At 31.8% G+C, this 14,340-nt stretch carries 14 protein-coding genes; 13 read left to right on the forward strand and 1 reads right to left on the reverse strand.

Annotated features, from left to right (window positions below; translation table 11 throughout):
• The first annotated feature begins 420 nt into the window (after positions 1–420).
• The 13 genes from B6K90_RS13435 (at position 421) to B6K90_RS13495 (ending at position 13,809) form a co-directional block, all read left to right on the forward strand.
• Positions 421–1,125, forward strand: a complete 705-nt coding sequence (locus B6K90_RS13435; RefSeq protein WP_088013282.1) for a WxL domain-containing protein — start codon at positions 421–423, stop codon at positions 1,123–1,125.
• Positions 1,126–1,254: 129 nt separating this feature from the next.
• A complete protein-coding gene (locus B6K90_RS13440; RefSeq protein ID WP_088013283.1) occupies positions 1,255–2,265 on the forward strand; it encodes a DUF916 and DUF3324 domain-containing protein in 1,011 nt (336 codons plus the stop codon).
• Positions 2,262–4,583 (forward strand): L-type lectin-domain containing protein, encoded by a 2,322-nt coding sequence (locus tag B6K90_RS13445; protein ID WP_088013284.1) that lies wholly within the window; start codon positions 2,262–2,264, stop codon positions 4,581–4,583. Before B6K90_RS13440 ends, B6K90_RS13445 begins: the two co-directional genes overlap by 4 nt.
• 281 nt (positions 4,584–4,864) lie before the next feature.
• Positions 4,865–5,797: a C40 family peptidase gene (locus B6K90_RS13450; protein WP_088013285.1), complete on the forward strand. Its 933-nt coding sequence runs from the start codon at positions 4,865–4,867 to the stop codon at positions 5,795–5,797.
• Positions 5,798–5,963: 166 nt separating this feature from the next.
• A complete protein-coding gene (locus B6K90_RS13455; protein ID WP_088013286.1) occupies positions 5,964–6,908 on the forward strand; it encodes a DMT family transporter in 945 nt (314 codons plus the stop codon).
• Between the two features lie 119 nt (positions 6,909–7,027).
• The gene (locus B6K90_RS13460; protein ID WP_088013397.1) at positions 7,028–7,960 is read left to right on the forward strand and encodes a carbohydrate ABC transporter permease; all 933 of its coding nucleotides are present in this window, start codon (positions 7,028–7,030) and stop codon (positions 7,958–7,960) included.
• Positions 7,960–8,790, forward strand: coding sequence for a carbohydrate ABC transporter permease (locus tag B6K90_RS13465; RefSeq protein ID WP_088013287.1), 831 nt, complete (start codon positions 7,960–7,962; stop codon positions 8,788–8,790). The genes B6K90_RS13460 and B6K90_RS13465 overlap by 1 nt, the downstream gene beginning before the upstream one ends.
• Positions 8,791–8,805: 15 nt before the next feature.
• A complete protein-coding gene (locus B6K90_RS13470) occupies positions 8,806–10,077 on the forward strand; it encodes an ABC transporter substrate-binding protein (protein WP_088013288.1) in 1,272 nt (423 codons plus the stop codon).
• Between the two features lie 228 nt (positions 10,078–10,305).
• Positions 10,306–11,205: a hypothetical protein gene (locus B6K90_RS13475; protein ID WP_088013289.1), complete on the forward strand. Its 900-nt coding sequence runs from the start codon at positions 10,306–10,308 to the stop codon at positions 11,203–11,205.
• 165 nt (positions 11,206–11,370) lie between these two features.
• Positions 11,371–11,712, forward strand: coding sequence for a DUF805 domain-containing protein (locus tag B6K90_RS13480; RefSeq protein WP_088013290.1), 342 nt, complete (start codon positions 11,371–11,373; stop codon positions 11,710–11,712).
• Positions 11,693–12,184: a hypothetical protein gene (locus tag B6K90_RS24645; RefSeq protein ID WP_235821800.1), complete on the forward strand. Its 492-nt coding sequence runs from the start codon at positions 11,693–11,695 to the stop codon at positions 12,182–12,184. Before B6K90_RS13480 ends, B6K90_RS24645 begins: the two co-directional genes overlap by 20 nt.
• A 234-nt stretch (positions 12,185–12,418) precedes the next feature.
• The gene (locus tag B6K90_RS13490; RefSeq protein ID WP_088013292.1) at positions 12,419–12,760 is read left to right on the forward strand and encodes a DUF805 domain-containing protein; all 342 of its coding nucleotides are present in this window, start codon (positions 12,419–12,421) and stop codon (positions 12,758–12,760) included.
• A 173-nt stretch (positions 12,761–12,933) separates the two neighbouring features.
• Positions 12,934–13,809 (forward strand): amidase domain-containing protein, encoded by an 876-nt coding sequence (locus B6K90_RS13495; protein WP_088013293.1) that lies wholly within the window; start codon positions 12,934–12,936, stop codon positions 13,807–13,809.
• Positions 13,810–13,842: 33 nt separating this feature from the next.
• Here the strand turns inward: B6K90_RS13495 and B6K90_RS13500 are convergent, their stop codons facing one another.
• Entirely contained in the window at positions 13,843–14,199 is a 357-nt protein-coding gene (locus tag B6K90_RS13500; protein WP_088013294.1) for a hypothetical protein, read from the reverse strand.
• Positions 14,200–14,340: the final 141 nt, after the last annotated feature.

A 14,340-nucleotide genomic window follows, 5' to 3' on the forward strand; every position in this document is an offset into this window, starting at 1 on the left:
CCCTTGATTCGAGGAAGACAATATTCTAATTTTTTTATCTCTAAGAGAGTGATAAGTATTTTTACAATGATTGTGTAACATTTTTAATAATGAATGACTGTTTTTCAACTTCAACACCTCATCAGTACATTTAGTATTTTAAATGTACCATTACGACGTTCCCGTAAAGATTCTAAAGTAAAATATTAAAATGCATTTTTGGGACGAACAAATCCTCTTTTACTAAAGTATTAGATCCTTAATCACTTTTTTCACTGCGAATCATACATATTTTCGATTTCTTTTGTGAGATAAAGTAATTCGTTTAAGAAATTTTAGTTATTACTTTTTTATGTAATATGTAATCATAGCGTTTACCAAACAAGTAATGTTTGAATATGCCGTTTAAGAAAATATGAAATGAATGAGGAGAGAGAATACATGGGAGAAAAGAAAATTTTCAACTTCAAAAAGATAGTTGCAGGAGGTGTAGCAACAACTGCTACAGTAGTTTTATTTGCAACAAACAACGCATTCGCTGCAATAAATCCAACAGATATTTTATCAAGTCCAGACGGAAAAGGAGCAACGACTTATGGACACGTAAATATTGTACCAGGGGATGGAACAACTGGACCGGTTGATCCGGTATTACCTAGTGAACCAAACGGAGAAACAGGAAATACTGGGGCATTAACAATTGACTATGTAACGCCTTTAGAATTTGGTTCACATCAAGTGCAAGGTAGTACAATCATTGTAAATGCAACTTCTAAAAATCCTAACGTTCAGGTTACAGATGTTCGTGCAACAGGTGCTGGATGGACATTGCAAGTTACGGCTTCACCATTTGTAGAACAAAATGATAGTTCAAAAAAATTAGTCGGTGCGACATTAAGTTTCCCTGCTGGTGAGACATTGAGCACGGCTGGTAATATAAGTGAAGCACCTACAATGCGTGCTATCACACTGAATACCGAACAATCTTCATCTGATATATTAATGTCAGCTCAAGCAAACCAAGGTATGGGTACTTGGGTAGATAAATTAGATCCAACTCAAATTAAATTAAGTATACCTTCCGGAAACTTCGAGGGTGATTATGTTTCAACTTTGAATTGGACGTTATTAGATGCTCCACAATAAAAAACGATGAGTAAATAATGGTGATATTTACCATTTGTTAGTGAAAATTAAACTTGGATAATGTATTGATTGTCCAAGTTTAATTTTGTTAATAACAACATCTTTGAGTATACAGGAGGTAAGGATTGAATGAAGAAGTGGTTCGTTATTTTAATGGCTGTATTTATTGGAATAGGTTGTTTTTTTAATCAAAATGCGGTCTATGCTAGTTCCATGAATTATTCGGTTAAAGCCGATATTCCTGAAAACCAAATTAATCATAAAGTTTCTTATTTTGACTTAAAACTTGGCCCAGCAAAGAGCCAAATAATTTCATTAACAGTACAAAATCAAGGAAACAATCCAATTGAATTAATGATAGAGCCAAATACAGCTATTACTAATCAAAACGGAGTAATCGATTATAATCGACACAATTATAAAAAAGACTCGTCTCTAAAGTACGCATTTTCAGATATTATTTCCAGTAAACAAAAAGTTGAATTAAAAGGTAAAGAAACAAAGAAAGTATATTTTAAAATACAAATGCCAAAAGAGTCATTTGATGGAATAATATTAGGTGGTTTTTATATAAGTAAGATAAATAACGAAGAAGAAACAATGAAACAAAGTAATGTCCAATTAAAAAATGAATTTTCATATGTCATAGGAGTAAAGCTTTCTGAAACAGAAGCAAGTGTACAGCCTGATTTAAAATTAAATAAAGTAAAAGCAGGTTTACTAAATTATCGAACTGTAGTGACAGCGAATATACAAAATACTGAAGCTACGATTATTAATAACCTTAATATAGAAGCAGTCGTTTCAAAAGAGGGAGAAAAAAAGAGTCTACACAAAAGTAAAAAAGAAAATTTATCAATGGCTCCAAATTCAAATTTCGACTTTCCTATTAGTTGGGATCAACAAGAATTAAAGCCTGGTAAATATCATTTATATATTACTGCGAATGATAAAAATCATGTATGGAAATTTGATAAAATGTTTGAAATCAAGGATAAAGAGGCTGAATTAAACAAGCATGCAGTTGAGTTAGAAAAAAATAATTCTATTAATTATATAGTAATTGCACTAATGTTGCTAACTGTAATCACTCTTATATTTTGGTTTAGAAAAAAGAAAAAAGAAGACGAACAATCATGAAAAAGTTCGTTAAAAAGTCTTACGTTATTAGTTTATTATGTTTAGTTACTTTTAGTGTAAATATACCAAGCTTTATTTGGATGAAACCTATACAAGTAGAGGCGGCAAATGAAAATAACCCTCCTTCAAAAATTAATTTAAATAGTATATTTACGACTCCTTCAGGTTCGAATAGTTCTGTTATTGGAGAGAATATTGTTCAAATTACACCAAATACCACTTATCAAAGAGGGGGAATTTGGTCAACTGTAAACAATAAAATGGATTTAACAAAAAATTTTAGTTCCACTATGTATATGTATTTTGGAAATCAAGGATCCAATGCTGGAGATGGTATGGCGTTTGTAATGCATAACGATCCAAATGGTACGAATGCCCTTTCTCCTAATACTGGCTCTGGTCTTGGAGTTTATGCTGGACAAACAAACGGGGCCTCGAAGACTAATGGAATACAAAAAAGTTTTGCCATAGAGTTTGATACATTTGTAAATAATAGTAGCGCAGATGGTTATTTTGATACAAATGTTACGGCAGGTAATCACGTTGCTTGGAGTTACCCAGGTAAAAGTGAAACCTATATAGATTACAATATATTATTAGATTTTAGAAGGACGATGAAGCATAATAATGTAGATGGAAATGTTGGCGTCCAATTTGTTCCGGGAGGCTTATCAAACGATAAATGGAGAAAATTCACTATTAACTGGAATGCATCTACTTCTAACCTTACTTATCAATTGGAGGGACTAGCTCCTGTGGTAGTACCAATAAATGTACAAGATGTATTCGGATCAACAAGTGTATATTGGGGGTTTACCGGTTCTACAGGTAGTAGATATGAATTGAACCGAGTTACCTTTGAAAGTGTACCTGGACTTGTCAATGCAGAAGTAAGTGAAATAATTACAAAATCCGATGGATCAGTAGTAGAAGATAATTCCTTAGTTTTGCAAGGAGAAGAATTAACTTATACAATCAATGCAAAATACCTTTCTGGTAAACAGGATTGGCAAAATATTATATTGAAAACCTTGTTGAATAACTATGTTACCTATATTCCTAATACTTTAGAAATTAGTGATGGAAGCAATGACATTACACTAAACGATGAAATCTGGAGTAGTAAATCATTAGAAGTTAATTTACCAAATTTAAATACGACTAAAAACAGTGTAACTTTAAAATTTAAAGTAAAAGTTAATAGTGTCACAAAGGATACGCTAGTTTCAGAAGAGTCCTATTTTGAAGGAGATAATTATATTGCGCATACTGGATTAAGCCAATATATTATAAAAAAAAATCAAGCTCCTATAGTGAAAATCAATGATACAGTACCAGTTCATTTACTGGTAGGAGCAGATTATGATGTAAAAGGAACATGGGCTGACGAAGATAATAATACAAATTCTCTTTATTATATGATAGATGGAAACCTCTTGAAAATTGAGAGTGTAGACAATGGCGGCTCTCCAATTTCTCAAGATTGGAGTTATTTAGTAACATCAGATAAATTAAAATTAGGTGAAAATACGTTCCAAGTTTATTCTAAAGATGAGGAAGGTGTTATTTCTACGCAAGAAGAGTTAAAAATATTTGTAGAAAGTCCTCCAACTATTTCCTTAAATGAAGCGAATCATCAAGTTCCATTAGATTTTGGTGATAATTTCACTTTAAAAGGAAGCTGGAGTGATAAAGACAGTGAACAAATAGATTTATTCTATGTAATAGATAATGAGGCTCCTGTGAAATTTGCTTCTAATGTACAAAATGCATCTAGTAAAGGAGAATCTGTTGAATTTCAATATACAATTCCAAGTGAACAACTATCCTTAGGTACACATGAGATTGCTGTCTATAGTATAGATGATTCAAATCGTCAATCAAATAGTATGAAGTTATCTTTAAATGTTATAGGCGACCTGAGGTTTGAAACAGTATCAAATAATGTTAGTTTTGAAACCGTTAAGATATCTGATAAAACAACTATTTCATCACGAAATAATGATTGGATAATAAATATAAAAGATACTCGTGGTCCTGGTTACCAATGGCGAATGACCGCAACCTTAGCAGAAGAATTTTTAAATGATGAGGGGCAACTCTTGAAAGACGCATTAATTTTTATTGATGACAAAGGAGTAGAGACAACGATGAAGCTAGGAGTACCGATAAGCGTCTTTGAAATGGAAACAAAAAGTCAACAAAACATTTCGGTAAATTGGGAAACAAACCAAGGACTGTTATTAAAAATTAATCCATCTGTGCATGCGGGTAATTATAACGGAAAAATAGATTGGACGTTAGTTGACGCTCCGTAAAAATATTATGTAAAACTAGTAAAAGAGCCCGAACCAAAAAATTAGGGCTCTTTTTGTTGTTTTTATAAATCCCATTATCTTATCTAAAATCAAAAACGTTTAATGTCTAAATAAAAATAAACCATTTCAACGTTGAAATTTTATGAATAGAGACATCTGTTAAAATAAAATAGGAAAAATATTAAAGAATTTTAAGCATCCAACCGATATTTATACAGTAAGTACAATTTAATCCATATAAAAGTATATCAATAAAGATAAGTAAAAAGCAGGTGGAGATTTTGAAAAAAAAAATTATACAATCAATTGCAATCATAGGATCTGTTTCATGTATTAATTCTATGGATCTAGTAGAAGCGGATGCAGAAAGTACCAACACAAATCAACCTAAAGTTTTAATCTCATATGTTGATCATTATATCTCAACAGGAAACGGAGTACGTATTCGTTCAGGGGCAGGAACGAATTATAGTATTTTAGGTAGCGTAAATAAGAATGCTAAATTAGATGTCAGATCTTTCTCAAATGGTTGGTATAAGATTATTTATCAAGGAAGAATTGGTTACATAAGTGGCACATATGTTCAGAAACAAAAGAATAATGAAGATAAAAAACCAGTTATCAATACGGTTAAATATAGTGTAACAGTGAACAGATTAAATATTCGTTCAGGTGGTGGAACGAATTACAATATAATAGGTAGTGCGACTAAGAAGCAGAAGGTAGAAGTTATTTCAACTTCAAATGGTTGGCACAAAATAAACTATAAAGGAAAAATTGGTTATATTAGTGCAGCATATACTGAAAAAGAAAGTGAACATTCAACTGTTACGACTAGTAATGAGCAAAATATGATTTCTTTTGCAAAACAATTTTTAGGAGTTCCTTACAAGTGGGCAGGAGTGTCTCCTACGGGATTTGATTGCAGTGGTTTTATTTATTATGTCCTTAAGGAAAATGGTATGCCGTATGGAAGAACAAATGTATCAGGTTATTGGTACAATAATACTTCATTCCAAAAAGTGACAAATTCAAAACCAGGTGATTTGATATTTTTTCAAAACACATATACATATGGTCCATCACACATAGGAATCATGTTAAATAAAAATGAATTTATTCAAGCAGGTAGTAGGAATGGTGTATCGATTTCTAATATTAATGACTCATATTGGAAAAAGCATTTCTTAGGGTATAAGCGAATAAAATCATAAACAATTTTTACAGAGTTTTATCCTCATAAATTACTTTTATAAAGATTTCCAACAATTGTCTTTAACATCGGGGCTGTCGCAAAATCAAACCAATAGATAGGAATGCCCCATAGATGATAGAATAAACTGTATTCTATACAGAGAAAAAGACATATGGAGGGAAACAATGTCTGCAAAGAGATTTTTTACACATCCTTTGGGAGTGATTGCATCAGCGGTTATTACAACTTTTTTATGGGGAAGCGCATTTCCGTTTATTAAGCTAAGTTATGAGCACTTGCATATTGAGAAGAATGAAATATGGAAACAAATGATTTTTGCGGGTTATCGTTTCTTTTTGGCCTCATTGTTAATTTTAATATTCTTTACGATAATTGGTAGAAAGTTAACTTTTAAGCGAGATACTTTTTTTGTAGTCGGAAAAGTAGGTTTGTTTCAAACGTTTTTACAATATGTCTTGTTTTATATTGGATTGAGTTTTTCAACGGGAGTACAAGGTTCGATTATTGCTGGAACTACTTCGTTTTTTCAACTTTTAGCAGCGCATTTTATGTATAAAAATGATCGTTTAAACTTGCGCAAGATTCTTGGTGTAACAGTAGGCTTTGCGGGTGTAATTATCGTGAATATTACAAAGGGGACTCTTTCTTTACATTTAGGAATTGGCGAGATTTTATTATTATTTGCAATGGCGTTTGGTGGCTATGGTAATGTACTTGCTAAGGAAGCGGCAAAGAAAGTGGATGTTGCCTATTTAACGGCATATCAAATGATGATTGGTTCAATTGGATTGTTATTAATTGGTGGTTTAACGGCAGGATTTTTACCATTCCACTTTGATTTAAAAACTTTTGGCATGCTAGTATATTTATCGGTCCTTTCAAGCGTAGGTTTCATACTTTGGAACAATGTCATGAAATATAACCAAGTTGGAAAAGTATCAATGTACTTATTCTTAGTTCCTGTTTTTGGTGTCATTTTATCATCAATCATGCTGAATGAAGTGTTATCTTATCTTGTATTTATTGGTTTAATGATGGTTACGTCAGGTATTATTATTGTGAATTATCAAAAGGATCAACGTAGCACTCATATGAAGAGTGCGTCTTGACTTAGAATAGAATGCATCCCGAATAAAAGCAACTCTACTTATTAATAATAAGGTCGAGTTGCTTTTTTTTGTAGATCGTTATGAAGGGAGGTACATAGTTGTCAAAGTTTGATAAAGCAATGAATAAAGAAGTTGAAACAGTTGTAGATGATGCTACTGACTTTAAGGTCTCCTATCGAAAAAAACGTAGAAATAGTGGAAGTTTCATCGTATTTGTTGGTCCGGCTTTTCTAGTATTTGCAGCTTTAGTACTTATTCCATTTTTAATGGGTCTGTATTATTCCTTTACAAACTGGAATGGAGTAGTCGGAAATATCCATTATGTCGGTTTTGATAATTATAAGTACATATTTACGCAAGATGCAGACTTCAGACAGTCTTTTATTATTACCACAAAGTATACGTTTTTCGCTGTGATCTTAACGAATTTGATTGGTTTTGGCTTAGCGCTATTAGTTACGAAAGGGCTTAAATCAAGAAATATTCTTAGGACGATTTTCTTTTTACCTAATTTAATAGGTGGTTTATTACTCGGGTTTATTTGGCAATTTATTTTTAATAAAGGGCTCACTTCATTAGGAGCTGCGCTAGGTATTGATTCTTTCATGCAGTCATTGTTAGGTACTGCAAATGGAGCGTTTTGGGCAATTATTATTGTAGCGATCTGGCAAGGTGCTGGATACATCATGATTATTTATGTAGCAGCACTCCAAGGAGTACCTCAGGAATTGATTGAAGCAGCTCAAGTGGACGGCGCCGATCGTTTTACAACTTTAAGGAAAATCATCATTCCAATGGTAGCACCAGCTGTAACTGTTTGTTTATTCTTAACAATCTCATGGTCCTTTAAAGTATTTGATCAAAATTTATCACTGACTGGTGGTGGACCATTTAAATCGACAGAAATGCTTGCGTTAAATATTTATACAGAAGCATTTGTAAACAATCGATATGGATTAGGGGAAGCAAAAGCAATTGTTTTCTTCGTTGTTGTCGCAGCTATATCAATTCTCCAAGTGTATTTAACGAAGAAAAGGGAGGTTGAAGCATAGTGGAACATGAGCGTTATAACGGACTAACGTTTTTGCTTGAGCTATTTGGGATCGTTTTAGCAATATTTTTCCTAATCCCTTTTTACTATGTATTAGGAAACTCGTTTAAATCCTTTGCAGATATTTTGCAAAATACATCATCGCTACCTAAAACTTTCGATTTTACAAACTACTCACAAGCAATTGTCATTATGGATTTCTGGAGAGCTCTTTTGAATTCACTAATTGTAACAGTTGCGAGTAATGCATTAATCGTACTATTTTGCTCAATGGCAGCTTATAAACTGGTACGCACAAAGCATAAAATTTCAACGATTATTTTCTTTATTTTTGTTGCAACAATGGTCATTCCTTTTCAATCAATTATGATTCCACTTGTTAAAGTTGGAAGTACGCTTCATTTAATGAATAGTCATTATGGACTTGTTGTGATGTATTTAGCGTTTGGTTCAGCACTTTCAATTTTTCTCTATCACGGTTTTATAAAGGGTATTCCAATTGAGCTTGAAGAAGCAGCGATTATTGATGGATGTTCACCGTTTATGGTTTTTTGGAAAGTGGTATTTCCTTTATTAAAACCGATCACCGTAACAATTGTGATTTTAAATACTTTATGGATATGGAATGATTTCTTATTACCGTCTCTAGTTTTGCGTGATGAAGAGCTACGCACAATCCCACTGGCTACTTTTTATTTTTTTGGTGCGTATACGAAACAATGGAATTTAGCACTTGCCGGATTAGTTCTAGGCATTACGCCATTATTGATCTTTTTCTTCGCTGCGCAAAAGCAAATTATTCGTGGTATTACTAGCGGCTCAATAAAGTAAGTTAAGGAGGATTATATGAAGAATAAATTATTTAAGTCGGTTGCAGTTTTATCGACTAGTATGTTGTTATTTACTGGATGTAATAAAAAAGAAGAAACGAAAAAGCCTGGTGCTGGTGAAAAAATTACATTAAATATTTTTCAGTTTAAAGCTGAAATTGCAAAAGATCTTGAGGCTTTAGCGAAGGAATATGAAAAGGAAAATAAAAATGTAACGGTAAAGGTTCAAACAGTAGGTGGAGGAGCAGATTATGGGGCAGCTTTGAAAGCTCAATTTGCATCAGGAAATGAACCGGATATTTTCAATAATGGTGGATACCAAGAGGCTGTTACTTGGAAGGACAAACTTGAGGACCTTTCAGATCAAGATTGGGTGAAGGATTTATATCCGGAAACTGAAAAACCGATGACAGTTGATGGAAAATTACTAGGAATGCCTATGAATACTGAAGGCTATGGATTCATTTACAATAAAGATTTATTTGATAAAGCAGGCATTACTCAATTGCCAAAAACATTAACTGAATTAGAGGCAGCAGCAAAAAAATTAAAAGACGCTGGCATTACGCCGTTTTCAGTTGGATATGGTGAATGGTGGATTTTAGGAATTCATTTATTAAATATTCCATTTGCACAACAACCAGACCCAGACAAATTTATCGCTGATTTAAATGATGGTAAAGTAAAAATCCCTGATAATGATAAATTTAAGCAGTTTATAAAATTATTTGATTTAACGATTAAATATGGAAATAAAAATCCATTAACAACAGATTACAATACACAAGTTACAAACTTTGCTTCTGGAAAAACAGCTATGATGCAACAAGGAAACTGGACACAAGGTATGATTGATGGAATTACACCAAACATGAAACTTGGTCTATTACCAATTCCGATTAACGATGACAAAGATGCAATGGACAAAATCCCTGTCGGTGTACCGAATAACTGGGTAGTTAACAAAAATTCAAAAAACAAAGAAGAAGCGAAGAAGTTCTTAAATTGGATGGTTTCTTCTGATACAGGTAAAAAGTATATTGTTGAGAAGTTTAAATTCATCCCAGCAGTTAAAACAATTGAAGGAAAAGGCTTAGGACCAATTGCTGATGATATTCAAAAATACTCAGCTGAAGGCAAGGTGCTTTCATGGAACTGGTTTAAGTATCCAAATGGTGCAACAAACGAATTCGGTGCCTCAATGCAAGCTTATGTTGGAGGACAAAAAAATCCACAGCAATTACTTCAATCACTTCAGGACACTTGGGATAAGTTAAAGAAACAGTAGAACAGAAATAACTTATGGACAAACCTTATTTCGAAATAATTTCGAATGAGGTTTGTCTTTTTTTATGCAGTTATTTAACGTGTATTTTTATTGTGATTATTTATTGGAAGATTTTATGTGATGAACAACATTAATTATCGTGATATAGTAAATATCGTTATGAAAATAAATGAAATTCCTGAGTTAACCTAGATAAATAGATTAATAGTAAGGGAGAGTAAAATATTTATGAAAAAATCGATTAAAAATGTTATTTTATCAACTGCGATTGTCTTTTCTTTAGGAACAGTAGTCGGACCAGCGAATGCTGCTACTGTTGCTACAAAGAAGCCAGCAATACAAACGATTAGTCCAGTGAAGCTTCCAGCAAGTGAATCAGTTAAAAAGATGGCACTAGAAATCACTTCATGGTATGAAACTTCATCATCTGGAGCTGATGCATTTGGAGCAACAAGTGGTAATTTTGACGGAGCCGGTTTATCTTTTGGTGCGCTTCAAGAAAATTTTGGAACAGAAACTTTACAACCAATAATGAAAAATATGTTCGCAAATCATAATGATGTCATCCTAAAAGCTTTCAAAGGAGATAAGGATGCTTATAATACATTTAAAGATGTAATTATGAACAAAACGACAAAAGAGCAGGTAGCATGGGGAGATTCAATAAGTGACCCTAATAATAAATACCAAGTTGTAGAGCCTTGGAAGACTTATTTTAAGAATCTAGGTACAAGTAAAGAATGTATCGATGAACAAATTAATGCTTCAAAATGGTACTTCGATCAAGCAGAAAAGTATTACAAAACATTCGGATTATGGACAAAAAGAGGATATGCATTAATGTTTGATCTATTTGTTCAAAGTGGTGGAATATCGGATGAAACGAAAAATTTAATTTTAGATGACTTTAAAAAAATTGATACAAAAAATATGACAAAAGAACAAATCGAAACGAAAAAAATGAATATTATCGTTAATCGTCGTGCTGCAGATGTAAATGCACAATGGAGAGAAACATGGAAATCTAGAAAATCGGTAATTGCGAACGGTAGTGGTAAAGTTGTTGGTTATGGTGATTTCTTTGATGTAACTCCGTATGGTGCTACGTTAACACATGTTAATAAATAAATTATTTGATGAGGGAGTCCGAATTTGGACTTCCTTTTTAATTTGTCCACTGATTAACTTTCATTTTTTTTATAAGAAATATGTGATTTGACTTTCTTTGGGAATATTAAAAAAGAAGTATACACTAGCTTTTTTAATAAAATAATTTCTTAGGAGAGATCAGTTGTGAAATGGTATTTAAAAGTATTAAAGAATTATGTAGGATTTCATGGTAGAGCGAGTCGAACTGAATACTGGATGTTCTTCTTGATTAATGCAATTATTACTTTTTTACTTAGTTTATTAGATAACTTTGCAAATACAGATAACATGATTTCAGGAATTTATGGTTTGCTTACCTTGCTGCCATTAATTGCAGTCGGTGTTCGCAGATTACATGACATTGGTAAAAGTGGTTGGTGGTATTTAATTAGTTTAATTCCGTTTATAGGATCAATTATTTTATTAATACTCGCTTGTTTTAAAAGTGAAAATCACGAGAATCGTTTTGGACCAGTTCCAAGATAAGATTAAAATTAATAATGTTCATTGGATAGTAGGAAAAGACTTAAATGTACCATATTATTTCTTAAATAAAATGATCATTGAAATTTTATACCCAATGTATGTCCCTATAGTATTTAAAATAACATCATCTATATCTGAGGTTCTAAAAGACATCATAAATTGGACAACTTCTATACTTGCCGATAAAAATAAGCCAATTAGGATAACTTTTTTTGATCTCTTAATGGATGTCAAAATAAACCCAAATGGCACAAATAGAATGATATTTCCAAAAATATTAATTATAAATTGTTTAATATCAAACACATTAAATATGTTGATGAATGGGATTAAATTTAATCCACCCTCAGAAACACCTATTCCTAAGGAAGCAACTGGAAAAAATGTAAACCTAAAAATAAACAAGAGTGAAAAAATTAACAGTATTTTTATGAACATAGGTTTCAAAATAAATCTCCCAAAAATGTTTTAATTAATAATAAGTTATTATACATTAATCATTTTGTATTTCCTCAATAAACTTTTCATTAAATGATGATTGCATTGGCCCAACACCGAGATATTCAATCTTAATACCCGCCTAATTTTAGGCGGTTTTTTGTGTTAATTCAAAGTATATTGTCCTATTATTAAAAATTAATAATGTTACAAGGGTATTAAGAATAGACTTAAATGTACCGTATTTACTTCTTAGGAGGGATCCATCGTGGAATGGTATTTAAAAGTATTAAAGAATTACGCAGTATTCAACGGAAGAGCTAGAAGAACAGAGTATTGGATGTTTTTTTTGTTTAATGCCATTATCACTATTATACTTTCATTTTTACAAAGCCTTGCTGATATCGATAAAATATTAACAGGGATTTATGGTCTTTTGACTATTCTGCCAAATTTAGCAGTAGGCGCACGCAGATTACATGATTCAGGTAAAAGTGCTTGGTGGCTGTTAATTGGAATCATTCCGTTTATTGGTACGATTATTCTTATTATTTTCTTCTGTCTGGATAGTGAAGAGGGAGATAATCGATTTGGAGCGAATCCTAAGTAGTAGAGTAAAGTGATAAGAGTAAGACCGCCTTGGTATAGGCGGTTTTTTGTGGTTTTATCTAATTTCTTATTAGTTCACTAATAGTTCACTAATAAGAAAACAATTCTAGATAGAAATATGCTAATATAAATTTGTGAAAATTTTCACAAATTTAATAATTGGAGGAGATACATATGTTTTGCACTGAAATAACTTTAGGGGATATCGAAAAAATTTTGTTTAATTATTTAATTGAAAATGATTTAAATTATGAAATAGGTTCAAAAGACTTATCTAATTACTTATTTAATCAATTAATGTTTGAGAGTGATCAAAATTTAAGAAACCATACAGAATACAAAGAGATACTTGCATATGCAGCAATGTATATAAATGAATTCAGTAAACATGAATATTTAGAAATTCACCCCGTTTTTGATATGGGGAGACTATCAAATTTATCAATTTCCGAAATAATAGAAAATAATAAAAATAAAGAAGAAGTTGCTAAAAATAATATTAAAGAATCCTTAAAAGCAGCAGCTTCTTGGAATATTTCTAAGGCAGTTAGTTACGCTAGATCATGGGGGAAAGGTCGTAATTCTGAGTATGGAAACTATACATATGACTGTACAAATTTCGTATCTCAAATTTTATTTGCAGGTGGAATATCAAAGACTAGACCAAGTAATCCCCCGAGCGGGACATATGGAACTACAAAGTATTGGTATAGTGATCAAGTATCTAATCCAGGAGGTTACCCAATAAAAACTATCAGGAACTCTACATCTTGGGTTAGAGTAATTGATTTTTATGACTATTGGGGACCAAAGGTGACTGATAAGACCCTATATACACTTAAAGATACGATAACATACGCAGCAGTGGGGGACGTTATTCAATATAAATATGCTAATACAGGTGAAAGATGGCATAGTGTATTTGTTACATCTAAAACTTCTTCTACAGTAAAGGTAACTCAACATACCAGAGATGATATAGATTTTGATATTCGAGAAGCAGGAACATCAAATCGAAGTTGGTCGGTATTGAAATTTTCAAATTATTAGTGATAAAAAGGGTGTTTCTATAATGAACACCCTTTAATTATACTTTTTATTTTTAAAAAAATGTATTTCAATCTTATCCTTTATAGAAATAATATGTACTATTTCACCGTTCTTTGTGAAAACCTCTCGTGTACCAAGGGCATCTTCTTTTACTTCATTCCATCCCCGTAATTTTAAAATTAATTTATAAGAATTTGGAAGACCATGAATATCAGATGTCATTTTCCATTTGTAGACAACATATTGATGTTTGTAGTCAATTTTGGACTGAATTGCAGTTAACGGAATTGGGAAACCCTTATGTAATTTAGATGGTTTGTGAGCAATGAAAAATATAATAACGATCAAAAAAACGAATATAAATAAAAACTTCTTATGTAATTTATTCATTCAATATTCCCCCTATTTTATAGGTCTATAAACATTTTATCATTATTATTAAATTGTTTATTTAGAAGTAGTAAGTAGATTATGAAACTTTTATGAATATACTCTCAAGCAAAATTTTTTTTCAGAAATAAACAGGTCAAA

Source organism: Gottfriedia acidiceleris (genome assembly GCF_002128425.1).
GTDB lineage: Bacteria > Bacillota > Bacilli > Bacillales > Bacillaceae_G > Gottfriedia > Gottfriedia acidiceleris.

Excerpts from the sequence above, each read along its gene's own strand:
- B6K90_RS13495 (WP_088013293.1), top strand. The coding sequence starts at position 12,934 with ATGTTTTGCACTGAAATAACTTTAGGGGATATCGAAAAAATTTTGTTT.
- B6K90_RS13470 (WP_088013288.1), top strand. The coding sequence starts at position 8,806 with ATGAAGAATAAATTATTTAAGTCGGTTGCAGTTTTATCGACTAGTATG.
- B6K90_RS13500 (WP_088013294.1), bottom strand. The coding sequence starts at position 14,199 with ATGAATAAATTACATAAGAAGTTTTTATTTATATTCGTTTTTTTGATC.
- B6K90_RS13455 (WP_088013286.1), top strand. The coding sequence starts at position 5,964 with ATGTCTGCAAAGAGATTTTTTACACATCCTTTGGGAGTGATTGCATCA.
- B6K90_RS13445 (WP_088013284.1), top strand. The coding sequence starts at position 2,262 with ATGAAAAAGTTCGTTAAAAAGTCTTACGTTATTAGTTTATTATGTTTA.
- B6K90_RS13475 (WP_088013289.1), top strand. The coding sequence starts at position 10,306 with ATGAAAAAATCGATTAAAAATGTTATTTTATCAACTGCGATTGTCTTT.
- B6K90_RS13440 (WP_088013283.1), top strand. The coding sequence starts at position 1,255 with ATGAAGAAGTGGTTCGTTATTTTAATGGCTGTATTTATTGGAATAGGT.
- B6K90_RS13435 (WP_088013282.1), top strand. The coding sequence starts at position 421 with ATGGGAGAAAAGAAAATTTTCAACTTCAAAAAGATAGTTGCAGGAGGT.
- B6K90_RS13460 (WP_088013397.1), top strand. The coding sequence starts at position 7,028 with ATGAATAAAGAAGTTGAAACAGTTGTAGATGATGCTACTGACTTTAAG.